Genomic DNA, 26,513 nt, shown 5'->3' with positions numbered 1-26,513 from the left:
GCCCGTGGGTGCACTCGTGACACTGGAACTGCCGGACGACTCGCCGATCCTCGACCTGCCCTGGATCATCACCTTCGGGCCGCTCGACGACGCGGACGAGTGGGAGCCGGTGGTCTGCGGTCCGTACGAGCGTGACCACGCGCTGGCCCTGGCTGAGTCGGTGGTGGCCGACGAGGAGCTGATGGCGGTGGTCGAGCCGCTGCTGCCGAAGGTCTCCGCCGACGAGATCCGGGCCGAGATCACCACGGCGCAGCGGGCCGCCGAGGAGGAGGCGGCGCAGTTCGACGACGCCGCACTCTACGGCGACTTCGAGGACCTGATCACCGAGTCCGACGTCGGCGAGTCCACCCGGCGGCCGGCGCAGCCGCAACAGCCCCCGTCCGAGGCGGAGGTCCGCGCCGGGTTCGGCCGGATCGCCGCCCTGCTCACCGGGAACCGCTGACCGGCCGCGTCGCCGGTCACTCCCGGCCGGAGGCGCAGGCGCCGGGATGTCGGGCGGGTCTGGTGCAGCGGCGGCCGCCGGGTCCGTCGATCCGGGCGTCACACCAGATCCGGGTACGTCGTGACTGGTCGTCCTCCGGCGGCAGGGTCACCTCGCCGAAGTCGAGTACGTCAACATGCCGCAGCGAGTCCCGCAGTGCGGCGACCGGACCGACGGCGGCGACGTACGAGGTGAGCGTGGTCGGCAGGTGGATCACCCAGCGTGGCCCGGTCGCCAGTGGCCCCCGTTGCGGGGCGCCTGGTCTCGGCCGTGCCGCCCTTGCTGTTCGGGCTGCCGGTTCTGCCGTGGCGGGTCGGCGAAGCGGCAGCCGGTGTGCCGGGTGGCTCGTCGTCGCGGACGTCTAGTCGGCGGCCGCGACGACGAGCCGTGAACCGGGCCGCGCCGGTCAGACGGTGGTGGCCGTCGCGGCGAGGAGCTGGGCGAGCTCGACCGGCCGGGTGAGCATCGGCCAGTGCCCGGAGTCGATGTCGACCAGGTCGAGGTGCTTGGCCCTGGCGAGTTCGGGCAGGTCGCCGGCGTTGATCCAGTCCTGCGCCTGGGCGGGGGTGAACTCGGGGCAGACGAGGGTGACCGGTACGTCGTACCGTCGCTCGTCGGACAGCCGTACCACCCCCTTGGTCACCGTCTCCGGTACGGGGTGTGCGGCGGTGGCGAACGCCTGCCGGGCCTGCTCGTCGAGATCGGCGGCGTCCGGCCCCTCGAACGGGCCCCAACCGGGGAAGGGCACCACACCGTTCTCCACGGGGAAGAAGTCGGCGTAGCGCTTTCCGTCGGCGGCCGGGAATCCGCCGATCATGGCGACCCTGGCGATCCGCTCCGGTCGTGCGTCGACGGCCAGCCAGGCGAGCCGGCAGGCGGCGGAGTGCCCCACCACCATGGGCCGCTCCGGCGCCGCGTCCACGGCGGCGAGCACCGCCGCCACCTGGTCGTCGAGGGTGGCCGACGTCGATCCGTCCCCCTGGCCGGGGAGGGTGACCGGCACCGGGCGGTGGCCGAGTTTTTCGAGTGCCGGCACGACGTCGTCCCAGGCGGATCCGTCGAGCCAGAGGCCGGCGATGAGCAGGATGTCCATGATTATCGGTCTTTCTTCTGTGGGTTGGCCCGGTCGCGGCACACGCTAACGCCAATTCCGGACGATCCACTGCCGGATTTTCGTCCGCATCGACTACGGTTCCCGGGGTGTCCACCGAGTTGAGTCCCACCGCGCGGGCGCTGCGTACCCTCGAGATCCTGCAGAACCGCCCCGGCACGACCGCCGAGGAACTCGCCGGGCGGCTCGGTGTCACCGAGCGGGCCGCGCGGCGCTACGTCGGGATCCTCCGGGAGGCCGGCATCGCCGTCGAGTCCGCCCGGGGCCGCCACGGCGGCTACCGACTTCGGCGCGGGACCCGGCTGCCGCCGGTCGTCTTCTCCCAGGACGAGGCACTCGGCCTGGTCATGGCGGCCCTCGACGGACATCCGGGCGCCGGCGACGTCGACAACCCGGTGGGGGCCGCCCTGATCAAGGTCATCCAGGCGCTGCCCGAGAGCGTCGGGCGGCAGGCCGCCGCGCTGCGGGAGTACGCGTCCGCCGCACCCGACCCGTACTCGGCCCGGCCGGATCCGGCGACCACGGGTGCGCTGGTCGCCGCCGTCGCGGCCCGCCGCCGGGTGCTGGTCGGCTACCGCACCGGAGCCGGTGACGAGTGGGAGTCCGAGGTGGAGCCGTGGGCGGTGGTGACCCGGCACGGGCGCTGGTACCTGCTGTGCCACTCCCGTCGCGCGGACGCGGTCCGCACGTACCGGATCGACCGGATCCGCACGGTCCGGCAGACCCCGGAGGAGTTCACCCCGCCCGTCGACCTCGACCCGGTGATGGTGCTCGAGGAGCACCTGGGTACCGGGTGGCCGTTCGCCACCCGGGTGGTCTTCGACGCGCCGGCGACCGAGGTGGCCCGGTGGGTCCGGCCGCCGATGGGCCGGCTCGAACCGTCGGGGAACGGGTGCGTGCTGGTCGGCAGCACCAACAATCCGACGATGTACGCCCAGGAGTGGCTGGCGGGCCTGCCGTTCGCCTTCCGGATCGAGGGCGGGCCGGAGCTACGGACCGCGTTCGCGGCGCTCACCGCGCGGTTCGCCGCCGCCCTGGGCGACCCAGGTCAGGGCTGACGGAACCAACCGGCCGCGTCGACCGGCAGCAGCGGGCTGTCCCCGTCGCCGTCGACCAGGGCCGCGCTGGTGACCACGGGTACGCCGTACCCGCCGGTCGGCACCGGGGTACTGCCGAGGTTGACCACGCAGACCAGCTCGGGTCCGCCGGCGGTGCCGACCCGGCGGAAGGCGAGCACGTCCGGCTCGGTCGCCAGCCACTCCACCCGGGCCGTCGCCGGCAGTTCACGCCGCAGCCGCAACGCCGTCCGGTAGAGCTCCAGGGTCGACTCCGGCCGTCCGGTCTGGGCGGCGACCGAGAGGGCCCGCCAGGTCACCGGCGCCGGCAGCCAGGCCGGTGCGCCACCGTCCGGCCCGAAGCCGTACGGCGGCACGTCGCCACTCCATGGCAACGGCACCCGGCAGCCGTCCCGGCTCTGCCCGGTACGCGGGAACGCCGGGTCCTGGCGCAGCTCGTCGGGGAGGTCGAGCACCTCCGGCAGCCCGAGTTCCTCCCCCTGGTAGACGTACGCGGCCCCGGGCAGGGCGAGCATCAGCAGGGCGGCGGCCCGGGCCCGGCGCAGCCCGAGGGCGCCGTCGCCGTACCGGGTGACGTGTCGGGGCTTGTCGTGGTTGGACAGCACCCAGGTGGTCGGCGCGCCGACGATCGCCGCCTCGGCGAGCGCGGTGTCGACGACCTTGCGGAACGAGTCGGCGGACCAGGTCGCGTCCAGGAAGTCGAAGTTGAACGCCTGGTGCAGTTCCTCCGGTCCGACGTAGCGGGCGAGCCGCTGCGGGGTCTCGGCCCACGCCTCGGCGACCGCCATCCGGCCGCCCGGATAGCTGTCCAGGATGGGCCGCCAGGCGCGGTAGATGTCGTGCACCTCGTCCTGGTCGAAGTAGGGGAGTTGGCCCCGGCCGAGCAGTTCGATCTGCGGCTGCCCGGTGGTGAGTCTGCCGAAGCCGACGTCCGGCAGCCCTTCGGCCTTGATCATCCCGTGGGCCACGTCGATCCGGAACCCGTCCACCCCACGGTCCAGCCAGAACCGCAGGATCTCCTCGAACTCGGCGCGGACCTCGGGGTGCCGCCAGTCCAGGTCGGGCTGGGCCGGGTCGAACAGGTGCAGGTACCACTGGCCGTCCGGGACCCGGGTCCAGGCCGGACCGCCGAAGATGGACTCCCAGTCGTTCGGCGGCAGTTCGCCGGCCTCGCCCCGGCCGTCCCGGAACAGGTAGCGGGCCCGTTCCGCCGAGCCGGGCGGACTGGCCAGGGCCGCCTGGAACCAGGGGTGCGCGTCCGAGGTGTGGTTCGGGACGAGGTCGACGATGATCCGCAGGCCCAGCGCGTGTGCGTCGCCGATCATCGCGTCGAAGTCGGCGAGGGTGCCGAAGAGCGGGTCGACGTCGCGGTAGTCGGCCACGTCGTAGCCGCCGTCGACCATCGGGGAGCGGTAGAACGGGGTCAGCCAGAGCGCGTCCACCCCGAGGTCCCGCAGGTACGGCAGTCGACTCCGGATCCCGGCCAGGTCACCGACGCCGTCCCCGTCGCGGTCCGCGAAGCTGCGCACGTAGACCTGGTAGACGACGGCGGACTGCCACCAGTCGTCGGCGGACCGGGTTGGCGGGGGGTGCAGGCTCATCAGGGCTGTTCCGTTCCTCGTCGATGCAGGTGCAGTTGCCGCAGCGCGCCGACCCGCGGTGATCGCCAGAGCAGGATGCCGCGCGGACTCTGCAAGAGTCAAGCAAATCTTGCGCAAGGCAGATCGGTGCCGCCGGCGGCTCAGACCGGCAGTGCCAGCTCCGGGGAGGACGGCCGGGGCACCGCCGGGTCGGTGCTTCCAGCCGGACCCGGGGCCTGCCGACCCAGGCCCGGTACGACCGCGGTGGAACCACGGACCACCAACTCGGGGCGGAAGGTGTACTCCGAGTGCGGCGCGGCGTGCCCGTTGATCTCGTCGACCAGGGCGCGTACCGCGGCGACCGCCATCGCGGTCACCGGCTGTCGCATGGTGGTCAGCGGCGGATCGGTGAAGGCCATCAGCGGCGAGTCGTCGTACCCGACGACGGAGAGGTCGGCGGGAACGGACAGGCCGCGCTGCCGGGCCGCCCGGATCGCGCCGAGCGCCATCAGGTCCGACCCGCAGACCAGGCCGGTGACCCCCCGGTCGAGCAGCCGGGCGGCGGCCACCTCGCCACCCTCCACACCGAACAGCGAGAGTTCGGCCAGCTCGTCCAGCTCCTCGTCGGCCAGGCCGAGCAGCCGCTTCATCGCCGCCTTGTAACCGGCGACCTTGCGCTGCACCGGCACGTACCGGGCGGGGCCGGTGATCAGCCCGATCCGGCGGTGGCCGAGCGCGACCAGGTGGGCGACGGCGAGTTCACCGGCCTCCCGGTCGTCGCAGGAGACGAAGGGCGCCGGGATGTTCGGCACGTACCCGTTGACCAGTACGACCGGCAGTGGTCGGGCGATCAGTGTCCGGTACCGGGCGTGGTCGGCGGAGGTGTCGGCGTGCAGCCCGGAGACGAAGACGATCCCGGAGACCTGCCGGTCGAGCAGCATCTCGACGTACTCGTCCTCGGTGACCCCGCCCGGGGTCTGGGTGCAGAGCACCGAGGTGTAGCCGGCCTGGGCCAGCCCGGACTCGATGACCTGGGCGAAGGCCGGGAAGATCGGGTTCTCCAGCTCCGGCACGACCAGCCCGACCAGGCCGGCGCTGCGCTTGCGCAGCCGGGCCGGCCGCTCGTAGCCGAGGACGTCGAGCGCGGTCAGCACGGACTGCCGGGTCTCCGGCGCCACCCCGGGGCGGTCGTTGAGCACCCGCGACACCGTGGCCTCACTCACTTCGGCCTGGGCGGCGATGTCGGCCAGTCGTGCACGCATGGCCGCACTTTAACTTATCGGCAAGTTCTTGCGTAGAGGCTGCAAGCTCTTCCATTGGCTGCAACGTCTTGCTAACGTCCCGGCAACACGCAGCCCCACGTCCCGGCACCACGCAGCAGTCCAGGCAACCTCGCAGCAGCGGTGGTTCATGAACGGCAGCGGCGCGGTCCCGACGCCGGATGGAACAAGTCAAGAGTTTCCCCCACCCGGCCGGTCGCCGCGAGCGGCGGGCCGGACATGATTGACAGGAGTACCGATGCGCATCCGTACCGCGGGTGTGGTCGCCGTCTTCGCCCTGGCGCTGGCCGCTGCCGGCTGTGGCGGTGACGGCGAGCCCGCCACCTCCGAATCCCCGAAGGCCACCGGCGGCAAGCTGGTGATCTGGGCCGACGACAAGCGCACCGCCGCGCTCAAGCCGTTCGCCGAGAAGTTCGGCCAGGACAACGGCGTGACCGTCGAGGTGCAGGCGATCGCCAACGACGTCCTGCAGACCAACTTCGTCACCGCATCGCAGCAGGGCAGCGGTCCCGACGTGGTGGTCGGCGCACACGACTGGATCGGCAACCTGGTCCAGAACGGCGCCATCGAACCGGTGCAACTCTCCGCCACCCAGAAGAACGCCTTCAACCCCGCCGCGATGAAGGCGGTCACCTTCGGCGGCCAGACGTACGGCGTGCCGTACGCCATGGAGAACCTGGCGCTGATCCGCAACACCGCGCTGGCGCCGGAGGCCCCGGCGACCATCGAGGACCTCGTCGCCGCCGGCAAGCGGCTCAAGGCCGAGAAGAAGGTCAGCGAGGTGCTCTGCCTGCAGGTCGGGCAGAACGGCGACGCGTACCACATCTACCCGTTGTACAGCTCGGCCGGCGGCACCCTCTTCGGCACCACCGGGGACGGCGACTACGACCCGAAGAACCTCGGGGTCGGGACCCCGGAGTCGGTCGCCGCGTTCAAGAAGATCGCGGCGCTCGGCGAGAAGGGCGAGGGGGTACTGAAGCGCTCCATCACCCCGGAGAACTCGATCTCGCTCTTCACCGGCAAGAAGTGCGCCTACCTCGTCTCCGGCCCGTGGGCGACCAGCGACGTCAAGAAGGCCGGCCTCAGCTACGACGTCACCCCGGTCCCCGGGTTCGCCGGCGCCGGCCAGGCCCAGCCGTTCATCGGGGTGCAGGCGTTCTACGTGGCGGCCAAGGGGCAGAACAAGGCTGTCGCGCAGGAGTTCGTCGCCAACTACGTCTCCACCCCGGACCTCGCGGTGGCGCTCTACCAGGCCGACCCGCGCCCGCCGGCGCTGACCGCCGCCCTCGACCAGGTCAAGGGAACCGACCCGGACCTGGCGAAGTTCCTCGACGCCGGCCGCAACGGCGCCGTACTGCCGGCGATCCCGGCGATGGCGGCGGTCTGGGACCCGTTCGGCAAGGCCGAGGCCGCGGTGATCGGCGGCGCCGACGTGACCAGCACGATCACCTCCGCCGGCAAGACCATCGCGGGTCAGATCAAGTAGCCAGGCGATGGAGAACCGTGAGTTCAGTGCGGGGTCGGCCGAGCCGGCCCCGCACCACGGGACGGAGCCGGGCCAGACCACCGGCGGCCCGTCGGCCGGCGGCTTTGCCGGCACGTCGGCGGGCGGTCGGCGCGGGGACGCGTCGACCTCGCTGACCGGGCTCCTCGTCAAGGTGGTCCTGCTCGGCCTGACCCTCGGGATCGCCGCCTGGGCGGCCTTCCCACTGGTCGACGCCGAAGCGTGGGTCGGGCTGGCGATCCTGGTCGCCACCACCGCCGGCCTCGGCTACCTCTACCTGACCCGGCGGCACATCCCGGCGAAGTACCTGGTGCCCGGCACCCTCTTCCTGCTCGCGTTCCAGGTACTGCCGGTGCTGTACACGGCGAGCACCGCCTTCACCAACTTCGGCGACGGCCACCGGGGCAGCAAACAGGACGCGATCGTCGCGATCCAGACCGCCTCGGTGACCCAGGTGCCGGGCTCCACCGAATACAGCCTCGCCGTCGCCACCACCGGCGACCCGGCGACCGGCGCACTGGTCTTCCTGGTCACCGACCCGGCGACCGGCGCCGTCTCGGCCGGCGACACCGCCGGACTGCGCCAACTCCCCGCCGACGAGGTCACCGTCGGCCCAGGCGGCCGGGTCACCGCCGCCGAGGGTTACACCCTGCTCAGCATCGGGCAGGCCGGCGCGCGCAGCGAGGAGATCACCAACTTCGCCGTACCGACCGCCGGCGGCGCGATCCGCTCCTCGGGACTCTCCCGCGCCTACGAGGGCCGGGCACTGCGGGCGTACGACGCCGGGTGCGACTGCGTCCGCGACCGCGAGAGCGGCAAGACCTGGACCGCCGACGAGGAACTCGGCGCGTTCGTCGCCGCCGACGGGGAACGGCTGGCCCAGGGCTGGCAGGTCGACGTCGGCCTGCAGAACCTGACCCGGGTGGTCACCGACCCGGACATCTCCGGCCCGTTCCTGCGTACGCTGCTCTGGAACCTCTTCTTCGCGGTCGCCTCGGCCGGCGGCACCTTCGCCCTCGGACTGCTCTGCGCGCTGGTGCTGCACTCGCCCCGGATGCGGGGCCGCAACCTCTACCGGGTGCTGCTGATCCTGCCGTACGCGATGCCGTCGTTCGCGATGCTGCTGGTCTGGCGGGACATGTTCAACGCCGACTTCGGTCTGATCAACAACCTGTTCGGCTGGCACGTGGACTGGTTCGGCGGCACCTGGTCGGCCCGGGCGGCGGTGATCCTGGTGCAACTCTGGCTCGGGTTCCCGTACATGTTCCTGGTGGCGACCGGCGCGTTGCAGGCGATCCCGGCCCAGCTCACCGAGGCGGCCTCGGTAGACGGGGCGTCCCGCTGGCAGTCGTTCCGCCGGATCACCCTGCCGCTGCTGCTGGTCGCGCTCTCCCCGCTGCTGATCGCGTCGTTCGCGTACAACTTCAACAACTTCAACGCGATCTACCTGACCACCAAGGGTGCGCCGTTCCCGGCCGACAACAGCACCATCGGGGCGACGGACCTGCTCATCACGTACACCTACCGGCTCGCCTTCGGCGGGCAGGGCGCCCAGTACGGCTTCGCCGCCGCCATCTCGATCTTCATCTTCGCGCTGGTCGCGGTCATCTCGGCGGTGACCTTCCGGCGGACCCGGCAGCAGGAGGAGGTCTACTCGTGACCACAGCGCCCCCGGCCGACCACACCGTCGCCACCACCGGTCCGGTCCGGCCGTCCGCCGCCACCCGCCGACCCCGCCGGTCGTGGCTGCGCCAGGTCGGCTGGCGGCACCTGGTGGCGCTGCTCGCCGTCGGGTTCAGCCTCTTCCCGATCGTTTTTGTGGTCTCGGCGGCGGTGAACCCGCTCGGCACGCTCAGCTCGACCGGGCTGGTGCCGACCGGTGGAGTCTCCGGGGAGAACTTCGTCAACCTCTTCGACCGGACCGCGTTCGGGCGGTGGTTCCTCAACTCGGTGCTGATCGCCGGGGTGGCGGCGGCCGCCTCGGTCTTCCTCTCCGCACTCGCCGCGTACGCCTTCTCCCGGATGCGGTTCCGGGGCCGCCGGGTCGGGCTGCTGTCGCTGCTGCTGATCCAGATGTTTCCGCAGTTCCTGGCGATCGTGGCGATCTTCCTGATCTTCAGTACGGTCACCGACCTGTGGCCGGAGGTCGGCTTCAACACGCCGTTCGGGCTGATCCTGGTCTACCTCGGCGGTGCACTCGGCGCGAACACCTGGCTGATGAAGGGCTTCTTCGACACCCTGCCGAAGGAGATCGACGAGTCGGCCACGGTGGACGGTGCCACCCACGCCCAGATCTTCTTCCGGATCATGCTGCCGCTGGTGACGCCGATCCTGGCGGTGACCACACTGCTCTCCTTCATCACCACGGTCAACGAGTTCCTGGTCGCCAGCGTCTTTCTCACCGACACCGGGTCGAAGACCCTCGCCGTCGGCATGTACGGGCTGATCGAGGGGGAACGGAACAACAACTTCGGTCTCTTCGCCGCCGGTACGCTGCTGACCGCCGTCCCGACCGTGCTGCTGTTCCAGTTCCTGCAGCGCTACATCGTCTCCGGGCTCGCCGCCGGGGCGGTGAAGGGATGACCGACCCCGGTCGGCGGCCGGACGGGCACAGCCTGCAGCACCTGCCGCACCACGACGGCTCGGCGACGTACGTGCCCGAGCAGGCCCCGGCGCTCGGCGACACCGTTGTGGTCTTCGTCCGGGTGCCGGCGGTCTCGCCGGTCCGGCGGGTCTTCGTCCGGACCACCCCGGACGGCGAGCCACACTTCGCCGCCGCCAGGATCGACCGGCGCACCGACCACGAGGTCTGGTGGCGGGCCGAGGTGCAGGTCCGCAACCCGGTCACCACGTACCGGTTCCTGCTCGACGAGCCGGGCGGCAACCGGTGGCTCACCGCGCTCGGCGTGGTCGGGCACGACGTACCGGACAGCACCGACTTCCGGCTGGTGGCGTACGAGCCGCCGCCGGCCTGGGCGCGGGACGCGATCGTCTACCAGATCTTCCCGGACCGGTTCGCCCGGTCGTCGGACGCTACCCGGGGCGCCGGAGCGGAGTTGCCGGACTGGGCGATTTCGTGCGACTGGGCACGGACCCCGGTGATCGGGCGCGGGCCCGAGACGCCGTACCAGTACTACGGCGGTGACCTGGACGGGATCACCGAACGGCTGGACCACCTGGACCGGCTCGGGGTCAACACCGTCTACCTGACCCCGTTCTTCCCGGCCCGCTCCACCCACCGCTACGACGCGACGAGCTTCGACCGGGTGGACCCGCTGCTCGGCGGCGACGCCGCACTGGCCCGGCTGGCCGACGCGGTGCACGCCCGGGGCTGGCGGCTGCTCGGCGACATCACCAGCAACCACACCGGCGACGGGCACGAGTGGTTCGTCGACGCATCCTCCGACCGGCACGCGCCGGAGCGGGAGCTGTACTACCTCGACGACGTCACCGGCGACTACGAGTCCTGGAAGGGCGTCAAGACGCTGCCGAAGCTCAACTGGGGCAGCACCGAACTGCGTCGCCGGTTCACCGAGGGGCCGGACGCGGTGCTCCGGCGCTGGCTGCTCCCGCCGTACGGACTCGACGGCTGGCGGGTCGACGTGGCGAACATGACCGGTCGGCGCGGCCGGGACGCGTACACCCACGAGGTGGCGGCGCTGCTGCGGGCCGCCGTGGTGGGGACCCGCCCGGACGGGTTGCTGGTGGCCGAGCACGGCCACGACCACACCGGTGACCTGGATCGGGACGGCTGGCAGGGGACGATGAACTACACCGGGTTCACCGATCCGGTGTGGAGTTGGCTGCGCGCCGACAACAGCGGGACCGGCGATGCCGGGGCGGGTGCTGCCGGGGTTGGTGACCTGCCGAACTTCCTCGGGGTGCCGGGCGGGATCCGCCGGCGGGACGCCGGGGCGGTGGTCGCGACGATGAACGCGTTCCGGGCGCTGGTGTCGTGGCGGTCGTACGTCCACTCGTGGCAGCTGCTCGGCTCGCACGACTCGGCCCGGATCCGCACCGTCGTGGGGAGCGCCGCCGGTCAGGAGGTGGCGGTCGGGCTGCTGGCGACGATGCCGGGCACCCCGATGATCTTCGCCGGGGACGAACTCGGGCTCGACGGGGTGAACGGCGAGGACTCCCGTACCCCGATGCCCTGGCACCGGCCGGAGAGCTGGGACGAGACGACGCTCGGGGCGTACCGGTCGCTGCTCGCGCTGCGTGCCGCCGAGCCGGAGCTGCGGTACGGCGGGCTGCGCTGGGCGTACCTCGACCCCGACACGTTGGTCTTCCTCCGCGAGGCGCCGACCGGGGCGCTGCTGGTGCTCGCCCGGCGGGTCGCCGGAGTGCCGGTACGGCTGCCCGGCCTGCCGATCGCCGGGTACGCCCCCAACCGGTACGGCGGCGCCCCGACCCTGCGTGCCGACGGCGACGGCGTGGTCACCCTCCCCGGCGACGGCCCGACGTTCCAGGTGTGGCGACTGTCCTGAGTTGACGGTTGTCAGCGGGGCTGACCCGACCGGCCCTCACCGGGCCGGCGGGGCGAGGACCTCGCGCATCCGGCTGACCTCGACGGCCTGTTCGAAGGCGATGTTGCGGGCCAGTTCCCGGATCTGCTGGTTGACGCCGCTGGTCAGCACCTCCTGCGCCATCGCGATGGCGCCCTCGTGGTGTGCGGTCATCATCTCCACGAACCGGCGGTCGAAGTCGGTGCCGGTCATGCCGGCCAGCGCGGCGATCGCCTCCGGGGTCTGCATGCCGTGCATGGCCCCGGGGTCGTGGCCGGTGTGCCCCTCCGGGACCGGGAAGCCACGGTCCCGCAGCCAGCTCCGCAACACCTCCACCTCGGGCTGCTGCGCGGACCTGATCCGGTCGGCGACGGCGATCACGCCGGCGCTGCCGGCCCGCTGCGGGACCAGAGCGGCCATCTCCAGGGCCTGCTCGTGGTGGGGGATCATCATCTGGACGAAGCGGAGGTCGGCGGTGTTGTGGGTCGGTCCGGGCCCCGGGGTCACCTGGCCGGGGTCGAGCACCTGGGCCGACTCGCCGGGCCGGCCGGGTTGCAGGATCGGGGCGCTCGGGTCGCCGGTCGCCGGTGGGGTGGTCGGTGCCGCCGCGCTCGGCGTGGTGGTGGTCGGGCGTGCGGTTGGCGCAGCCGGCTCGTCCGAGGCGCCGAGGAGCAGGGCCGTACCACCGGCCAGCAGCACCGCGACCACCTCGACGAGCACCACGAGCGTCAGCGCCCGCGAGCGACCGTCCCGGATCCTGCTCTTCGGCAACACCACAGCGCGACTCCCGTCCGCCGCCGGCCGGTTCGCGGCGTAGCCGGGGCTTTCTCAAGATCGTATGTTGCGATCCCGGTGGTTGGCCGATGTTAGCCCGGCCGGTTGTGGACCGGAAGCGTCCTGCCCGGTGGGGCGTCGAGGTCAGCGGGCCGGGCCGGCGTGCCCGACGTGCTGGTCCAGCATGGCCCGTAGCCCGGTGAGGTAGGTCTGGCGGTCCGGCCCGGCGGAGAGCAGCCGTTGCAGCGCGTATCCGGGGAGCAAGCCGAACAGGACCGCGCCCACCGCCTCGGGATCCGCGTCCGGGGGCAGCTCGCCGGCCTCCCGGGCGCGTCGGGCGAGGGTCACGAAATGGCCGCGGAACCCGGCGTACATCCGGGAGACGAAGTCGGCCAGCGCCGGGTCGCGCAGCGATTCCGACCAGACCTGTACGGCGAGCCGGAACGCGCCGTCCGGTCCGAGCTGGGAGTCGACGAACTCGAGCGCCCGATCGGCCACCTCCAGCAGGGGCGGTGGGTGCTCGGCCGCGGCGAGCGCGCCGAACAGTTCGTCCGCGCCGTCGAGGACGGACTCGGCGATCGAGGTGACCAGTTCGTGCTTACTGCGGAAGTACCGGTAGACCGCGCCGACGGAGAGTCCGGCCTCGTTGATCACGTCCTGCATGGACGTGGCGTGGAAGCCGTTGCGCAGGAAGCAGCGCCAGGCGGCGTCGAGGATCTGTTGCCGTCGGGCGGCCAGGTGTTCGTCGGAGACGCGTGGCACGCCACACACTGTAAAACGAGGATTCGTTCTTGACGCGTCGATGCCTCCGGGAGGAGCCTGGAGCTTAAAAGAGCGAGTATTCGTTTTAGAGGAGTCCGGAGATGATCCGACCCACCCGTCCCCGATCACCGTTGGCGCTGGCCGCGCTGGTCGCCGTCGCAGTGGTCCTGCTGCAGTCGCTGCTCGTACCCCTGTTCGCCGGTCCCGCCGCCAACCTGGCCCCGCGCGACCTGCCGGTCGTGGTCGCCGGACCGGCACCCGTCGCCGACCAACTCGCCGCGCGGTTGGCCGCCGCCGCCCCGCCGGGCAGCTTCACGGTCATCCGACTGCCCGACGGCCCGGCCGCCGACCGGGCGCTGCGCGACCGCGAGGCGTACGCCGCCCTCGTCGCCGGCCCGGACGGACCGGCCCTGCACACCGCACCCGGAGCCAGTCCCACGGTGGCGGCGCTGCTCAGCCAGGCCGTCGGGCAGCCCCCGACCGGCGCCCCTGTCCGAGTGGTCGAGGTCGTCCCCGCCGATCCCGACGACCCCCGGGGCGGTGGCTTCGCCGCCGGGTTCCTGCCGCTCGCGCTGACCAGCCTGCTGGCCGGAGCGCTGCTCACCCTGCTGGTCGCCGGCCGGACCGCCCGGCTGCTCGGGCTGTTCGGCTTCGGGCTGCTGGCCGGTGTCGCCGGGCCGCTGGTGCTGCAGGGCTGGCTCGGCGTGCTACCCGGCGACCCGCTGCGCAACGGTGCGGCGATCGCGCTGACCACGCTGGCGATCGCGGCCACCGTGACCGGGCTCGGCAGCGCACTCGGTCGGCCCGGACTCGGCCTCGGTGCAGTCCTGGTCTTCCTGGTCGGCAACCCGCTGTCCGCGGTCTCCGCCGCGCCGGAACTGCTGCCGCAGCCGTGGGGCACGGTCGGGCAGTGGCTGCCGGTCGGTGCCGGCGGCACCCTGCTGCGGTCGACCGGATTCTTCGACGGGGCCGGGGCGACCGGACCGATGCTGGTCCTGGTCGGCTACGCCGGGCTCGGGCTGCTGCTCACCTGCGTCGCGCGGACCCGGCCGGTGCCGGACGGCCCGGCACCGGACGCGACCGCCAGGGACCGGCCCGAGCCGGTCGGTGGGCGGGCCTGGGGGGCCGGGGCCGGATCGCCCGCGACGGGATCAAGCCTGACCGCCCAGAGCGGGTGATCCGGCCCCGGACCCGGCCGTTCCCGGTTGGCGCGGGACGGGCCGGATCGGCCGTGGCCCCTGTTCCGGGCGGGCCGGCCGGTGGCGGATGGGGCAGGATGGGCGCGTGGAACCTCTCCGACTGATACTCCTCTACGCGCACCTGATCGGTTTCGCGCTGCTGCTCGGCGGTGCGGTCGGGCAGTACGTCACCGGCCGGCTGCGGATCAATCCCCTGATGCTCTGGGGTGCGGTCATCCAACTGGTGACCGGGCTCGGCCTCGCCGCGCCGCTGCGGGACGGCGACGAACCGTCGCCGGCCAAGCTGGCCACCAAGCTGGTGATCGCACTGATGATCTTTGTGATGGTGTTCTTCTCCCGTAAGCGCGAGGTGGTCAACAAGGGCCACTTCCTGGCGATCATCGGCTTGACCCTGGTCAACGCGGCGGTCGCGGTCTTCTGGCGCTGAACCCCGGGCGGTACGTCGACCAGGGCCGGACTCATCGGCCCTGGTCGAGGTCATTCCGGGGGCCCCTGTTGGTCAACTGCGCGTCACCTGCGGCCGGCCGGAACAGGCGGAAAAGGGACGCTCCGGTGGACCTGGTCCGGCATCGGGCGGGTCACGAAGTGATCTCGCGCACCCCGAAGTTACGTAAGGGTAACGGGCGTTCAACAGTCAGGCACGATTGTCGGCCGGTGGACTGGTGCGGGCGTACGCTCCCGTCCGTAACGTGGGACGCCGGCGGCAGCGCAGCAGGCCGGCACAAAGGGCAGCCACCGCAGTGGGCGGTGTGCAATGGGAAGGAGACCGTCTTGCGCACTGCGCGTGGGATGCGGATCGTCGGGGTACTCGCGGTAGGCGGGCTCGCGCTCGGTGCCGCCGCGTGTGGCCAGGCTCCGGAGGAGAACAACGCCGGCGGCACGGCGGCCGAGAAGTACACCGCCTGCATGGTCACCGACGTCGGGGGCATCGACGACAAGTCGTTCAACACCTCGGCGTGGGCCGGTCTGGAAGCGGCGAAGGCCGCCGACAGCAATATCGACATCAAGTACGTGGCGTCCAAGGCCGAGGCCGACTACGAGCCCAACCTGACCCAGTACGTCAACCAGGACTGCGACTTCATCCTCGCCGTCGGTGGGCTGATGGGCAACGCCACCTCCAAGATCGCCAAGGCGCACCCGGACCAGCAGTTCGGCATCGTCGACGCCAAGCTGCCGGAGAGCAACGTCTTCCCGATGCAGTTCGACACCGCGCAGGCCGCCTTCCAGGCCGGCTACCTCGCCGCCGGGATGACCAAGACCGGCAAGGTCGGCACCTACGGCGGCATGAAGATCCCGCCGGTGACCATCTTCATGGACGGTTTCGCGGACGGCGTCGCCTACTACAACCAGGCCAAGGGCAAGAACGTCCAGCTGCTCGGCTGGAACAAGGCCAGCCAGAACGGCTCGTTCACCAACGACTTCGTCAAGCAGGACGAGGGCAAGAAGATCAGCGACACGCTGGTCGCCCAGGGCGCCGACATCGTCATGCCGGTCGCCGGCGCGGCGGGTCTCGGCACCACGGCGGCGGCCCAGGCGGCCGGCGGCAAGTACTCGGTGATCTGGGTCGACGTCGACGGCTGCGAGAGCACCCAGAACTGCGCGGCGCTGCTCACCACCGTGGTCAAGAACATCAAGGACGCGGTGAAGGACGCGGTGGTGACGGCGGCCAAGGGCGAGAAGCTGGCCCACGACCCCGGCTACCTCGGCACCCTGGCCAACAACGGCGTCTCGCTCGCCCCGTACCACGAGTTCGACAGCAAGGTCCCGGCGGAGCTGAAGGCTGAGGTCGAGAAGCTCAAGACCGACATCGCCGCCGGCACCGTCAAGGTCAGCTCGGACGCACAGCCGAAGTAACACCACCGGGTCGGCCGAACCGGTGGTCACCGGCGGCCGACCGGGCCGGCGTTGAAAAGGACGATCCGGCCGCTCCGACCCTGGTGGGAAGCATTTTCCACCGGGCCGGGGCGGCCGGTTTTCACGCCACCCACCGGACGGCCGAACAGGCCGTCACGACCGCCGAACGGTCCCCTGTCAACCGGGCCTACCAGCAGCTAGGCTGCAGCATCCCCCCGCACTCCCTGGAGGTTGCGCTGAGACTCGAACTGCGCGGCATCACCAAGCGGTTCGGTGATTTGGTCGCCAACGACCACATCGATCTGACGGTGGAGCCCGGAGAGATTCACGCGCTGCTCGGGGAGAACGGCGCGGGCAAGTCGACCCTGATGAACGTGCTGTACGGACTCCTGCAGCCGGACGAAGGGGAGATCCTGGTCGACGGCCGACCGCTGCGGGCCAAGGGCCCCGGCGACGCCATCGGCGCCGGCATCGGCATGGTGCACCAGCACTTCATGCTGGTCCCGGTCTTCACCGTGGCCGAGAACATCATGCTCGGCGCGGAACAGGTCCGGGGCGGGCTGCTCGGTTTCCTCGACCGGCGGCGGGCCCGGCGCCAGGTGGCCGAGGTGTCCAGCCGGTACAACCTGCGGGTCGACCCGGACGCCGTCGTCGAGGACCTGCCGGTCGGCGTGCAGCAGCGGGTCGAGATCGTCAAGGCCCTCACCCGGGACGTCGACCTGCTGATCCTGGACGAGCCGACCGCCGTGCTGACCCCGCAGGAGACCGAGGAACTCCTCACCGTCATGCGGGCGCTCAAGGAGACCGGCAAGTCGATCGTCTTCATCACCCACAAGCTCAAGGAAGTGAAGGCGATCGCGGACCGGATCACCGTGATCCGCCGGGGTCGGACCGTCGGCACGGCCGACCCGGACGCGAGCGAGGACGAACTCGCCGCGCTGATGGTGGGTCGTACCGTCAACCTCACCGTGGAGAAGGCCGCCGCCGCGCCAGGTGCCCCGGTGCTGGAGGTCGAGGGCCTGGTCGTCGACGACGACCGGTCGGTCCGGGCGGTCGACGGCGTCGACCTGACCGTACGGGCCGGCGAGGTGCTCGGCATCGCGGGTGTGCAGGGCAACGGCCAGACCGAGCTGATCGAGGCGCTGATGGGCCTCCGGCCGCTGCTGAGCGGTTCGGTGACGCTGGCCGGGGAGCGGATCGACGGCTGGCCCACCAAGCGGGTGCTCCGGGCCGGCGTCGGGTACGTTCCCGAGGACCGCAGCGTCGACGGCCTGGTCAAGGAGTTCAGCGTCGCCGAGAACCTGGTGCTGGACATCTACGACCAGCCGCCGTTCGGGGCCGGACTGGTGCTCAGGCCGGAGGCGATCGCCGCGTCGGCCCGGGAGCGGATCCCCGAGTTCGACGTCCGGACCCCGTCCGCCGACGCACCCGTCGGGACCCTCTCCGGCGGCAACCAGCAGAAGGTGATCATCGCCCGGGAGATGTCCCGGCCGCTCAAGCTCTTCGTGGCCGCCCAGCCCACCCGGGGCGTGGACGTCGGCTCGATCGAGTTCATCCACCGCCGGATCATCCACGAGCGGGACATGGGCACCGCCGTACTGCTCGTCTCCAGCGAACTGGACGAGGTGATCGGCCTCGCCGACCGGGTCGCCGTGATGTACCGGGGCCGGATCATCGGCGTCGTCGGTCCGGAGACGCCCCGTGAGGAGATCGGACTGTTGATGGCCGGCGTGACCGGCACCGAGGCGACCGGGTCGGCCGCCGAGGGGGCGGGGTCTGCCGACCCGGCCACGTCGCCGGTCGACGGGGCCGAGTCCGCCGAGGTGACCGAACCGGCCGTCGAGGGGGCCGGCCGCACCGACGTTCCTGGTAGCGAGGAAACCCGATGACCGACGTCAACACGCCCGGGGTACCGTCCCCCCGGGAGAACCCGGACGGCGCTGGCCCCGACACCGAGAAGGTGACCGGGACCGGAGCCGACACCGAGCAGGTGACCGGCACCGCCGAGGCCACCGGCACGGCGGATCAGGCCGGTGCCACACCGGCGACCGACGACGGCACCGAGCCCGCCCGGCGCGGCGGGGACGCCCCGCTGACCGACCGGGACGGCGGCGCCTCGCTGCTGCTGAAGCTCTTCGTCCGCAACCTCTGGTCGGCGAACACGGTGACCGTCACCGTGCTCGCCATCGTGCTGGCGATGGTGATCGGGGCGATCCTGATCATCATCTCCGACCCGGACGTGCTGCACACCTTCAGCTACTTCACCGCCCGGCCCTCCGACGCGCTCAACGCGAGCTGGGCGGTGGTCAGCGACGCGTACGCCAACCTGTTCAAGGGCGCGATCGTCGACCCGGCCGCGGTCACCGGCTGGATCAACGGCACCAACGGCTGGCAGCCGGTCTTCGCCCCGATCTCGGAGACGCTCACCTACACCGCCCCGCTGGTCTTCACCGGTCTGGCGGTCTCGCTCGCCTTCCGGGGCGGCCTGTTCAACATCGGTGCCCAGGGCCAGGCGACGATCGGCGTGATCCTGGCCGCGCTGGCCGGCTTCCTGCTGCCGCTGCCGCCGGTCGTACACCTGGTCGTGGCCCTGGTCGCCGGTGCCCTCGGCGGTGCGGTCTGGGGCTTCGCCTCCGGCTTCCTCAAGGCCCGGACCGGCGCGCACGAGGTGATCACCACGATCATGCTCAACTACGTCGCCACGTACTTCCTGGCCTGGATCATCATGCAGCACGGGGTGCACGCGCCGGACCGGACCGACGCGATCAGCCGCTCCGTCGACGGCTCCGCCCAACTGCCCCGACTGCTCGGCGGCGACCTGCGGGTACACCTCGGCATCGTGCTGGCGGTCGGTGCCACCTGGGCGATCTCCTGGCTGCTCAACCGCTCCACGTTCGGCTTCGAACTGCGGGCGGTCGGCGCCAACCCGGAGGCGGCCCGGACCGCCGGGATCAGCGTCGCAAAGACGTACGTCCTGGTCATGGTGATCGCCGGTGCGCTCTCCGGCCTCGGCGGCGCGAACATGGTGCTCGGCAGCACCGCCACCGCACTCACCCCGCTGGTGGTCGCCCAGATCGGCTTCGACGGCATCCTCGTCGCCCTGCTCGGCCGGGTGAAACCGTGGGGCGTCGCGCTCGCCGCACTGCTCTTCGGCGCCCTGCAGGCGGGCGGCAACCGGATGCAGTCGTACGCCAGCGTCTCGCTGGAACTGGTCACCGTGCTGCAGGCGCTGATCGTCATCTTCATCGCCGCACCGGCACTGGTGAAGGCGATCTTCGGGCTCCGGGCCGCCCGGGCCGCCCGACTCCAGACGAGCATGGCGAAGGGCTGGTGACACACTCCATGTCCACGATGACTGTCGAGGACGTCGCGGTCACCGTACGACCGGGCTTCTGGACCCGCGACCGTAAGGTCGGCGCCGGCGCGATGCTGCTCGGCCTCGTCGCCGCGGTGCTGTTCGGCGCCCTCGCCACCGGCGCGGACGCCCGGTTCACCCTCAGCGAGGACGCCGGTGGCGCCTCGGTGGCGATCAACGGGACCGTCGGTGCGATCCTCTTCGGACTCGTCGCGGCGGCGGCCGGGGCGGCCCTGCTGGCCGGGCTCTCGAAGCGCTGGTTCACCCCGCTGCTCGGCGTCGCCGTGGTCGGCGTGGTGCTCTCGTTCCTGTGCTGGCAGGTCTCGGCCGCGCCGCCGGACCAGAACTTCATGCCGCTGGTCAACATCGTCCGGGGCACCTTCATCCTCGCCCTGCCGCTGATCTTCGGTTCTCTCGCCGGCGTGCTCTGCGAGCGGTCCGGCGTGGTGAACGTGGCGATCGAGGGGCAGCTGCTGATGGGCGCCTTCGCCGGCGCCCTGGTCGGCACCATGGCGGCCAGCGCCTGGCTCGGTCTGGTCGCCGCCGCGCTCGGCGGCGCGCTGATCTCGCTGCTGCTGGCGGTCTTCACCATCCGGTACCTGGTCGACCAGGTCGTGATGGGAATCGTGTTGAACCTCTTCGCGGTCGGCCTGACCGGCTTCCTCTACGAACGGCTGATGCAGCCCGACGCCGCGAAGTACAACCAGCCGCCGAGGTTCGAGGCGTGGCCGATCCCGGTCCTCTCCGACATCCCGGTGCTCGGCCCGGCGCTGTTCAGCGGCAACATCTTCCTCTACCTGGCGCTGATCCTGGTGGTGGTGATCCACGTCGCGCTGTTCCGGACCCGGTGGGGGCTGCGGACCCGGTCGGTCGGCGAGCACCCGACCGCCGCCGACACCCTCGGGGTGAAGGTCCTGGCGCTGCGCTACCGGAACGTGCTGCTGGCCGGCATGGTCGCCGGGGTCGGCGGCGCCTCCTACACCCTGGCGCTCTACACCTTCACCAAGAACATGATCGGCGGAAAGGGTTTCATCGCCCTCGCCGCGCTGATCTTCGGACGGTGGAGCCCGACCGGCGCCCTGCTGGCCGCGCTCTTCTTCGGCTTCGCCGACCAGCTCGGCACCTACCTCAGCGCGATCAACAGCACCATCCCCAGCGAGTTCCTCGCCATGCTGCCGTACCTCGCCACCCTGCTCGCGGTGGCCGGGCTGGTCGGCAAGGTACGGGCCCCGGCCGCCGACGGCAAGCCCTACATCAAGGGCTGACCAGCGGCGGGGCAGGATGGTGGCGTGACGATGGAGATTGACTGGGTGACGCTGCGGGCCGCCGCGACCGAGGCGATGCGGCACGCGTACGCGCCGTACTCGAACTATCCGGTCGGGGCGGCGGCACTCGTCGACGACGGCCGGATCGTGGTCGGCTGCAACGTGGAGAACGCCTCGTACGGCGTCACGCTCTGCGCCGAGTGTGGACTGGTCTCCGCACTGCACGCCTCCGGTGGCGGAAAGCTGGTCGCGTTCTCCTGTGTCGACGCGAACGGCGCGCCGCTGATGCCCTGCGGCCGGTGCCGGCAACTGCTCTGGGAGCACGGTGGCCCGGAACTCCAGGTAGAGGCGGAACCCCGGCCGCTACGGATGACGGAGCTGCTGCCGTACGCCTTCGGGGCGGAGGACCTGGCGGCGATGGCGACCTCGGCGAAGGTGCCGAGCGTGCCGGAGGCGTTGGCGGCCTGGCGGGGGCGGGGCACCGTTTTCCTGCACCCGGACGTCTCCGGCGGCCGGCAGATCTGGACCGGCTACTGGGAGCGGGCCGCCGGTGACGCCGAAGGTGCCCCGACCGGGGTGCTGGAGGAGGCGCCGACCTGGACCGACGTCGCCGAGGCGATCACCTGGGCGCAGGCCCGTACGCCCCGGGTGGTGGTGGTCGACGCGGACGGCGCGATGTTCTGGGCCGGCGAGGGGGAGCCGCCGGCGGAGATCCCGGCGCGCTGGGTGGGCTGAGCCGCCCTCCCCGGCTCCGAGGTGGGGCCGGGGGCGACCGTTCCCGGCTCCGGGCGGTCAGGCTTGATCCCTGCGCCGGGCACGGTCGCCCCCGGCTCTGCGTGGCCCGGGAGTCCGGCTGCCGGCCGGTACAACCCACAGAGTTCGGCTGCCGCCCGGTACAACCATGAGGAAGAGGAAACAACGGTGAAAACGTACGCCGCGGTCGACGTGATCCGGACCAAGCGGGACGGTGGGGTGCTCTCCGACGGTCAGATCGACTGGGTGGTGGACGCGTACACCCGGGGGCAGGTCGCGGACGAGCAGATGTCGGCGCTGGCCATGGCGATCCTGCTGCGCGGGATGACTCCCGCCGAGATCGCCCGGTGGACCGCCGCGATGATCGCCAGCGGGGAGCGGCTGGACCTGTCCGGGGTCGCCCGGCCGACCGTGGACAAGCACTCCACCGGCGGCGTCGGCGACAAGATCACCCTGCCGCTGACCCCGCTGGTCGCGGCGTGTGGGGCCGCGGTACCGCAGCTGTCCGGGCGGGGGCTCGGGCACACCGGCGGCACGCTGGACAAACTGGAGTCGATCCCGGGGTGGCGGGCGACGCTCGGCAACGACGAGTTCATCCGGCAGCTCGGCGAGGTCGGCGCGGTGATCTGCGCGGCCGGGGAGGGGCTCGCCCCGGCCGACCGCAAGCTGTACGCCCTGCGCGACGTGACCGGCACCGTGGAGGCGATCCCGCTGATCGCGAGCTCGATCATGAGCAAGAAGATCGCGGAGGGGACCGGGGCGCTGGTGCTCGACGTGAAGGTCGGCTCGGGTGCGTTCATGAAGGCCGAGTCGGACGCCCGGGAGCTGGCCCGCACCATGGTGGAGCTCGGCACCGCACACGGCGTACGGACGGTCGCCCTGCTCACCGACATGTCGACCCCGTTGGGGCTGGCGGTCGGCAACGCGGTCGAGGTGACCGAGTCGGTCGAGGTGCTCGCCGGCGGCGGTCCCGCCGACGTGGTGGAGCTGACCCTGGCGCTGGCCCGGGAGATGCTCGCCGCGGCCGGGCTGCCGGACGCGGACCCGGAGCGGGCGCTGCGTGACGGCCGGGCGATGGACGTGTGGCGGACCATGGTCCGGGCCCAGGGCGGGGACCCGGACGCCCCGCTGCCGGTCGCCGCCGAGGTGGAGGTCGTCCGGGCCGACCGGGACGGTTTTGTCTCCGCCGTCGACGCGTACGGCATCGGGATCGCGGCGTGGCGGCTCGGTGCGGGCCGGGCCCGTAAGGAGGATCCGGTCAGCGCCGCCGCCGGCGTGGTGCTGCACCGCCGGCCCGGTGACCCGGTCCGGGCCGGTGACCCGCTGTACGAGCTGCGGGCCGACGATCCGGCGCGGATTCCGGCGGCCCGGGCCGACGCCGAGGCGGCGGTGCTGGTCTCGGCGCAGCGGCCGACCGTGGCGCCGCTGGTCATCGACCGGATCGCCTGACCGCGTCGCCCGATCGCCTGGCCGCCCCGACCGGACCGGCGATGGTTGCCGACCGGCCCGGCCGGCATCGTCGACGGTGGGCGGGGCGGCCGGTGCGGGTCCCCGCCGAGCGGCTATTCTCCGTCGCCCGGGGGACTTCCACCGGGCCCGGTTCGACATCGGTCCGGGCAGCCACCCGGGGTCACGTCGCGGCCGCACCGGACGGACCCTGACCCGACAGGACCTACCGCTGTGAGCGTGCCCGTTCCCGACCCCCAGGCGGTCCGTGCGGCCAACGTGGCCGAGTTGAGCCGGCTGGGTCTGCCGCTGCCTCCGGAACAGTTCCCGCTGGTGTGGGAGCCGGGGGACACCGTCGAGTTGCGACCCACCGGCGAGCTCGAGGCCCGCGTCGCCGTTCTGCACCTGGTGCTGGCCCGGTGCTTCGGGATGTCGGCCGAGACCGGGATGGGGTGGCTGCTCGGCTCGCACCTGGTGGAGTTGGTCACGCCGCCGGAGTGGCAGTTCGTGGCGGGGGACCGGGGGGACCACCGGTCGTTCGTCCTGCACCACGACGCGGTCTTCGCGCTGGCCTGGGTGCTCGGGCTGAGCCGGCACCTGGACCCGACCGCGCCCTCCGACGACCGGCTCATGGTGCGGCTGCCGAACCTGCCCGCCGGGGAGACCTTCAACGAGTGGCGGGCGCGCTCCCTGGCAGCGCCCCGGGACGCGGTGGAGGTCGCCGGCGTGCTCGACCTCTACTACTGCCTGGACTGGGCGTACCTGGAGGCCGAGCGGCAGGGGCTCCGGTTGCCCGGCATGATCGACAGCAACGCGATCGGGCAGCGGCGGTGGGCGCTGGAGTGGGCGGTCGTCTTCCGGGGGCCGTTCCACGATCCGCCGGCCGGCTGGGAAGAGGTCGACCTTTCCACCTGACCCTGCTCCGGGTGATCCCGTCGGTCGACCTGATCCTGTCGGTCGACCTGATCCTGTCGGTCCACCTGACCCCGGCGCCACCGGCCCGGCTGTCCGGGGCGGCGGGTTGTCCCGAGGGGCGGGCTGTCCGGGGGGCGGGATGCTCAGCGGGGTCGGTAGACGGCGATGCGGACCGCGGCGGTGACGGTCACCGGCTCGGAAAGCGCGTCGATCCGTGCGTCGAGCGGTTCCGGGGCGGTGTGCCAGGCGCTCGGACCCATCCCGACCAGGGTGCGTACCTCGGCCCGGGTGAGCCGCAGCGTGTCGCGTCGTACCGTGACGGGCCCCGGCGTGAAGTAGGGCGTCAGGCTGTCGGCGACCCGTTCCTCCTTGGCCGGGTCGACCCGGAGCAGGGCGAGCGCGTCGACCAGTTCGCGCAGGTGGTCGGCGGCCGGGGTGACCACGAGCAGCCGGCCCCGGGGATGCAGCACCCGCCGGAACTCCGCGCCGTTGCGTGGGGCGAAGACGTTGAGCACCAGATCGGCGGCGCCGTCGGCCAGGGGGAGCCGCCGCCAGGTGTCGCAGAGTACGGCGCCGGCCCGTGGGTGCGCCCGGGCGGCGCGGCGCAGCGCCGGCTTCGACACGTCCAGGGCCAGGCCGGTGGCGCCGGGCAGGGCGTCGAGCACCGCGGCGAGGTGCCAGCCGGTGCCGGCTCCGGCGTCGACCACCAGTTCTGGGTACGCCGTCCGAGCGCCGTCTGCCGGCCCGGTGGCGGGGTCGGTCGGTGTGGCGGCGAGCTCGGCGAGGGTGGTCGAGATGAGGTCGTAGTGGCCGGCACCGAGGAACTCGTCCCGGGCGGCCACCATCGCGGCGGTGTCCCCCGAGTGCGGGGCCCGTCCCACCGTCAGGTTCACGTACCCCTGCCGCGCGACGTCGAAGCTGTGCCCGGCCGGACAGCGCAGCGCGGTGGCCCCCGACGCGGCACCGGGCGGCACCGGGGCCAGCGGTTGACCGCAGAGCGGGCAGCGGAGGTGCCGCAGGATCTCGGGAGGCACCAGGCCACGATAGTGGCGCCGGAAGCGACGCCCGCCCGGACCCGGCGTCGGTCGGCGGCAGGGTGTGTGCCGGTGCCGGCCGACCGGCGCCGGTGGTGGTGCCGGGGACGTGGCGGTACGGGGGTCCGCCGGGGGTGCCGGAGGTGGGCCACTAATGTCGGCACATGGCGGTAATCGGTTACGAAGACATCGTCAGGGTGCCCAAGGCGTTGCTGCACGACCATCTCGACGGCGGGCTGCGCCCGGCGACCGTGGTCGAACTCGCCGACGCGGTGGGGCACCCGCTGCCGACCACCGATCCGGAGGAACTCGGCCGGTGGTTCGTCGAGGCGGCCGACTCGGGGTCGCTCGAACGGTACCTGGAGACGTTCGCGCACACGGTCGCGGTGATGCAGACGGCGGAGAGCCTGCGTCGGGTCGCCGCCGAGTGCGCGCTCGACCTGGCCGCCGACGGTGTGGTCTACGCGGAGGTCCGGTTCGCCCCGGAGCAGCACCTGGAGCGGGGGCTCAGCCTCGACGAGGTGGTGGAGGCGGTGCTGGCCGGATTCGCCGAGGGTTCCGCCGCCGCCGCGGCGGCCGGGTCGCCGATCCGGATCGGCACCCTGCTCACCGCGATGCGGCACGCCGCCCGGTCCCAGGAGATCGCCGAACTCGCCGTCCGGCACCGGGACGTCGGGGTGGTCGGGTTCGACATCGCGGGCGCCGAGGCGGGCTTCCCGCCCACCCGGCACCTGGACGCCTTCGAGTACCTCCAGCGGGAGAACTTCCACTTCACCATCCACGCCGGCGAGGCGTTCGGCCTGCCGTCGATCTGGCAGGCGATCCAGTGGTGCGGCGCGGACCGGCTCGGGCACGGCGTACGGATCGTCGACGACATCACCGCCGGCACGGAGCCGGTGCTCGGCCGGCTGGCCGCGTACGTCCGGGACAAGCGGATCCCGCTCGAACTGTGCCCGTCGTCAAACGTCCAGACCGGGGCGGCGCCGTCGATTGCCGAGCATCCCATCGGGCTGCTGCGTGACCTTCGGTTCCGGGTCACCGTCAACACCGACAACCGGTTGATGAGCGGCACCTCGATGTCGCGGGAGATGGCCCTGCTCGTGGAGGCGTTCGGCTACGGCTACGCGGAGCTGCAGTGGTTCACAGTCAACGCGATGAAGAGCGCCTTCATCCCGTTCGACGAGCGGTTGGCCATCATCAACGAGGTGATCAAACCGGCGTACGCCAAACTGCTGTCCTGATCCGTCGGCGGGTTGTCCGAGAAGTTGACGGCCCTTCGGGTGGCGTCGGTACCGGTCCGGTCAGGACGGCCTGGCCGGCCGGTCGCCGGATGGTCCGCACGGAGTGCGTAATCCGGCACTTCGGCCTTGTTGTCGGGGCCGGCGGGCGATGGTCGCCCTGCCGACGGCGGTGTCGAATCGTGCGGCGGCAAGCGACCGGCCGGCCCCGGCTCATTGGATGGACGCGGGGGCGTAGGGTGGCACGGGTTCCGGTACCGTTCGATGCGTTGCGGTGCGGGACCTCGGATCAGGGATCGGGCACGATTTCCGGATCCGAACCGCGGTGACCACGGGGGACGTACGCAGAAACAGTTTGTGACTACGCTGGGTGACACCAAA

General features: G+C 72.1%; 23 protein-coding genes. 16 read left to right on the top strand and 7 right to left on the bottom strand.

Translation table 11 applies throughout. The annotated features are described in order from the left end of the window. Positions 1 to 4: 4 nt before the first annotated feature. On the top strand, positions 5 to 442 hold the full coding sequence (locus ABGB05_RS10650) for a hypothetical protein (protein ID WP_347653057.1): 438 nt from the start codon (positions 5 to 7) through the stop codon (positions 440 to 442). A 16-nt stretch (positions 443 to 458) separates the two neighbouring features. On the opposite strand, the gene ABGB05_RS10645 is transcribed toward ABGB05_RS10650, so the two are convergent. Continuing rightward, positions 459 to 698, bottom strand: coding sequence for a hypothetical protein (locus tag ABGB05_RS10645; RefSeq protein WP_347653056.1), 240 nt, complete (start codon positions 696 to 698; stop codon positions 459 to 461). 189 nt (positions 699 to 887) lie between these two features. Then, a complete protein-coding gene (locus ABGB05_RS10640; protein WP_347653055.1) occupies positions 888 to 1,574 on the bottom strand; it encodes an alpha/beta hydrolase in 687 nt (228 codons plus the stop codon). 107 nt (positions 1,575 to 1,681) lie between these two features. On the opposite strand from ABGB05_RS10640, the gene ABGB05_RS10635 reads away from it, so the two are divergent. Continuing rightward, on the top strand, positions 1,682 to 2,650 hold the full coding sequence (locus tag ABGB05_RS10635) for a WYL domain-containing protein (protein WP_347653054.1): 969 nt from the start codon (positions 1,682 to 1,684) through the stop codon (positions 2,648 to 2,650). Here ABGB05_RS10635 and ABGB05_RS10630 read toward each other — a convergent pair. Next, positions 2,641 to 4,269 (bottom strand): glycoside hydrolase family 13 protein, encoded by a 1,629-nt coding sequence (locus ABGB05_RS10630; protein ID WP_347653053.1) that lies wholly within the window; start codon positions 4,267 to 4,269, stop codon positions 2,641 to 2,643. The genes ABGB05_RS10635 and ABGB05_RS10630 overlap by 10 nt on opposite strands. A gap of 140 nt (positions 4,270 to 4,409) precedes the next feature. After that, complete coding sequence (locus ABGB05_RS10625) at positions 4,410 to 5,510, bottom strand: LacI family DNA-binding transcriptional regulator (protein WP_347653052.1); 1,101 nt, start codon at positions 5,508 to 5,510, stop codon at positions 4,410 to 4,412. A gap of 256 nt (positions 5,511 to 5,766) precedes the next feature. Here ABGB05_RS10625 and ABGB05_RS10620 point away from each other — a divergent pair, with 256 nt between their 5' ends. The 4 genes from ABGB05_RS10620 to ABGB05_RS10605 all read left to right on the top strand — a co-directional run bounded on the left by ABGB05_RS10620 (position 5,767) and on the right by ABGB05_RS10605 (position 11,519). Beyond that, positions 5,767 to 7,014: a maltose ABC transporter substrate-binding protein gene (locus ABGB05_RS10620; protein ID WP_347653051.1), complete on the top strand. Its 1,248-nt coding sequence runs from the start codon at positions 5,767 to 5,769 to the stop codon at positions 7,012 to 7,014. Positions 7,015 to 7,021: 7 nt separating this feature from the next. Next, complete coding sequence (locus ABGB05_RS10615; protein WP_347653050.1) at positions 7,022 to 8,692, top strand: ABC transporter permease subunit; 1,671 nt, start codon at positions 7,022 to 7,024, stop codon at positions 8,690 to 8,692. Between the two features lie 86 nt (positions 8,693 to 8,778). Further along, positions 8,779 to 9,615 (top strand): sugar ABC transporter permease, encoded by an 837-nt coding sequence (locus ABGB05_RS10610; protein ID WP_347653076.1) that lies wholly within the window; start codon positions 8,779 to 8,781, stop codon positions 9,613 to 9,615. Continuing rightward, complete coding sequence (locus tag ABGB05_RS10605) at positions 9,612 to 11,519, top strand: glycoside hydrolase family 13 protein (protein WP_347653049.1); 1,908 nt, start codon at positions 9,612 to 9,614, stop codon at positions 11,517 to 11,519. The genes ABGB05_RS10610 and ABGB05_RS10605 overlap by 4 nt, the downstream gene beginning before the upstream one ends. Positions 11,520 to 11,555: 36 nt before the next feature. Here ABGB05_RS10605 and ABGB05_RS10600 read toward each other — a convergent pair whose 3' ends face one another. Together ABGB05_RS10600 and ABGB05_RS10595 are read right to left on the bottom strand one after the other, a co-directional pair. After that, on the bottom strand, positions 11,556 to 12,314 hold the full coding sequence (locus ABGB05_RS10600) for a DUF305 domain-containing protein (RefSeq protein WP_347653048.1): 759 nt from the start codon (positions 12,312 to 12,314) through the stop codon (positions 11,556 to 11,558). A gap of 141 nt (positions 12,315 to 12,455) precedes the next feature. Then, the gene (locus tag ABGB05_RS10595; protein ID WP_347653047.1) at positions 12,456 to 13,073 is read right to left on the bottom strand and encodes a TetR/AcrR family transcriptional regulator; all 618 of its coding nucleotides are present in this window, start codon (positions 13,071 to 13,073) and stop codon (positions 12,456 to 12,458) included. 101 nt (positions 13,074 to 13,174) lie between these two features. On the opposite strand from ABGB05_RS10595, the gene ABGB05_RS10590 reads away from it, so the two are divergent. The 9 genes from ABGB05_RS10590 to ABGB05_RS10550 all read left to right on the top strand — a co-directional run bounded on the left by ABGB05_RS10590 (position 13,175) and on the right by ABGB05_RS10550 (position 23,860). Beyond that, positions 13,175 to 14,251, top strand: coding sequence for a hypothetical protein (locus ABGB05_RS10590; protein ID WP_347653046.1), 1,077 nt, complete (start codon positions 13,175 to 13,177; stop codon positions 14,249 to 14,251). A 106-nt stretch (positions 14,252 to 14,357) separates the two neighbouring features. After that, positions 14,358 to 14,699, top strand: coding sequence for a hypothetical protein (locus tag ABGB05_RS10585; RefSeq protein WP_347653045.1), 342 nt, complete (start codon positions 14,358 to 14,360; stop codon positions 14,697 to 14,699). A gap of 362 nt (positions 14,700 to 15,061) precedes the next feature. Then, positions 15,062 to 16,126, top strand: a complete 1,065-nt coding sequence (locus ABGB05_RS10580; RefSeq protein ID WP_347653075.1) for a BMP family ABC transporter substrate-binding protein — start codon at positions 15,062 to 15,064, stop codon at positions 16,124 to 16,126. A gap of 83 nt (positions 16,127 to 16,209) precedes the next feature. Further along, positions 16,210 to 18,015: an ABC transporter ATP-binding protein gene (locus ABGB05_RS10575; protein WP_347653044.1), complete on the top strand. Its 1,806-nt coding sequence runs from the start codon at positions 16,210 to 16,212 to the stop codon at positions 18,013 to 18,015. Next, positions 18,012 to 19,460: an ABC transporter permease gene (locus ABGB05_RS10570; RefSeq protein WP_347653043.1), complete on the top strand. Its 1,449-nt coding sequence runs from the start codon at positions 18,012 to 18,014 to the stop codon at positions 19,458 to 19,460. The genes ABGB05_RS10575 and ABGB05_RS10570 overlap by 4 nt, the downstream gene beginning before the upstream one ends. Before the next feature lie 8 nt (positions 19,461 to 19,468). Further along, positions 19,469 to 20,746, top strand: a complete 1,278-nt coding sequence (locus ABGB05_RS10565) for an ABC transporter permease (RefSeq protein ID WP_347653042.1) — start codon at positions 19,469 to 19,471, stop codon at positions 20,744 to 20,746. A 30-nt stretch (positions 20,747 to 20,776) separates the two neighbouring features. Continuing rightward, on the top strand, positions 20,777 to 21,481 hold the full coding sequence (locus ABGB05_RS10560) for a cytidine deaminase (RefSeq protein ID WP_347653074.1): 705 nt from the start codon (positions 20,777 to 20,779) through the stop codon (positions 21,479 to 21,481). A gap of 186 nt (positions 21,482 to 21,667) precedes the next feature. After that, on the top strand, positions 21,668 to 22,948 hold the full coding sequence (locus ABGB05_RS10555; protein ID WP_347653041.1) for a thymidine phosphorylase: 1,281 nt from the start codon (positions 21,668 to 21,670) through the stop codon (positions 22,946 to 22,948). A gap of 231 nt (positions 22,949 to 23,179) precedes the next feature. Further along, complete coding sequence (locus tag ABGB05_RS10550; RefSeq protein ID WP_347653040.1) at positions 23,180 to 23,860, top strand: DUF4272 domain-containing protein; 681 nt, start codon at positions 23,180 to 23,182, stop codon at positions 23,858 to 23,860. Between the two features lie 143 nt (positions 23,861 to 24,003). Here the strand turns inward: ABGB05_RS10550 and ABGB05_RS10545 are convergent, their stop codons facing one another. Next, positions 24,004 to 24,894, bottom strand: coding sequence for a putative RNA methyltransferase (locus ABGB05_RS10545; RefSeq protein WP_347653039.1), 891 nt, complete (start codon positions 24,892 to 24,894; stop codon positions 24,004 to 24,006). 164 nt (positions 24,895 to 25,058) lie between these two features. On the opposite strand from ABGB05_RS10545, the gene ABGB05_RS10540 reads away from it, so the two are divergent. Further along, positions 25,059 to 26,135, top strand: a complete 1,077-nt coding sequence (locus tag ABGB05_RS10540) for an adenosine deaminase (RefSeq protein WP_347653038.1) — start codon at positions 25,059 to 25,061, stop codon at positions 26,133 to 26,135. Positions 26,136 to 26,513 lie beyond the last annotated feature (378 nt).

The sequence above is a fragment of the Plantactinospora sp. B5E13 genome (assembly GCF_039871775.1).
In the GTDB taxonomy this organism is placed as follows: Bacteria; Actinomycetota; Actinomycetes; order Mycobacteriales; family Micromonosporaceae; genus Plantactinospora.
The sequence above is the reverse complement of the archived record's forward strand: the minus strand, read 5'-3'. Positions and strand labels throughout refer to the sequence as shown.

Excerpts from the sequence above, each read along its gene's own strand:
- ABGB05_RS10640 (WP_347653055.1), bottom strand. The coding sequence starts at position 1,574 with ATGGACATCCTGCTCATCGCCGGCCTCTGGCTCGACGGATCCGCCTGG.
- ABGB05_RS10630 (WP_347653053.1), bottom strand. The coding sequence starts at position 4,269 with ATGAGCCTGCACCCCCCGCCAACCCGGTCCGCCGACGACTGGTGGCAG.
- ABGB05_RS10625 (WP_347653052.1), bottom strand. The coding sequence starts at position 5,510 with ATGCGTGCACGACTGGCCGACATCGCCGCCCAGGCCGAAGTGAGTGAG.
- ABGB05_RS10620 (WP_347653051.1), top strand. The coding sequence starts at position 5,767 with ATGCGCATCCGTACCGCGGGTGTGGTCGCCGTCTTCGCCCTGGCGCTG.
- ABGB05_RS10615 (WP_347653050.1), top strand. The coding sequence starts at position 7,022 with ATGGAGAACCGTGAGTTCAGTGCGGGGTCGGCCGAGCCGGCCCCGCAC.
- ABGB05_RS10605 (WP_347653049.1), top strand. The coding sequence starts at position 9,612 with ATGACCGACCCCGGTCGGCGGCCGGACGGGCACAGCCTGCAGCACCTG.
- ABGB05_RS10590 (WP_347653046.1), top strand. The coding sequence starts at position 13,175 with ATGATCCGACCCACCCGTCCCCGATCACCGTTGGCGCTGGCCGCGCTG.
- ABGB05_RS10580 (WP_347653075.1), top strand. The coding sequence starts at position 15,062 with ATGCGGATCGTCGGGGTACTCGCGGTAGGCGGGCTCGCGCTCGGTGCC.
- ABGB05_RS10570 (WP_347653043.1), top strand. The coding sequence starts at position 18,012 with ATGACCGACGTCAACACGCCCGGGGTACCGTCCCCCCGGGAGAACCCG.
- ABGB05_RS10565 (WP_347653042.1), top strand. The coding sequence starts at position 19,469 with ATGTCCACGATGACTGTCGAGGACGTCGCGGTCACCGTACGACCGGGC.
- ABGB05_RS10560 (WP_347653074.1), top strand. The coding sequence starts at position 20,777 with ATGGAGATTGACTGGGTGACGCTGCGGGCCGCCGCGACCGAGGCGATG.
- ABGB05_RS10540 (WP_347653038.1), top strand. The coding sequence starts at position 25,059 with ATGGCGGTAATCGGTTACGAAGACATCGTCAGGGTGCCCAAGGCGTTG.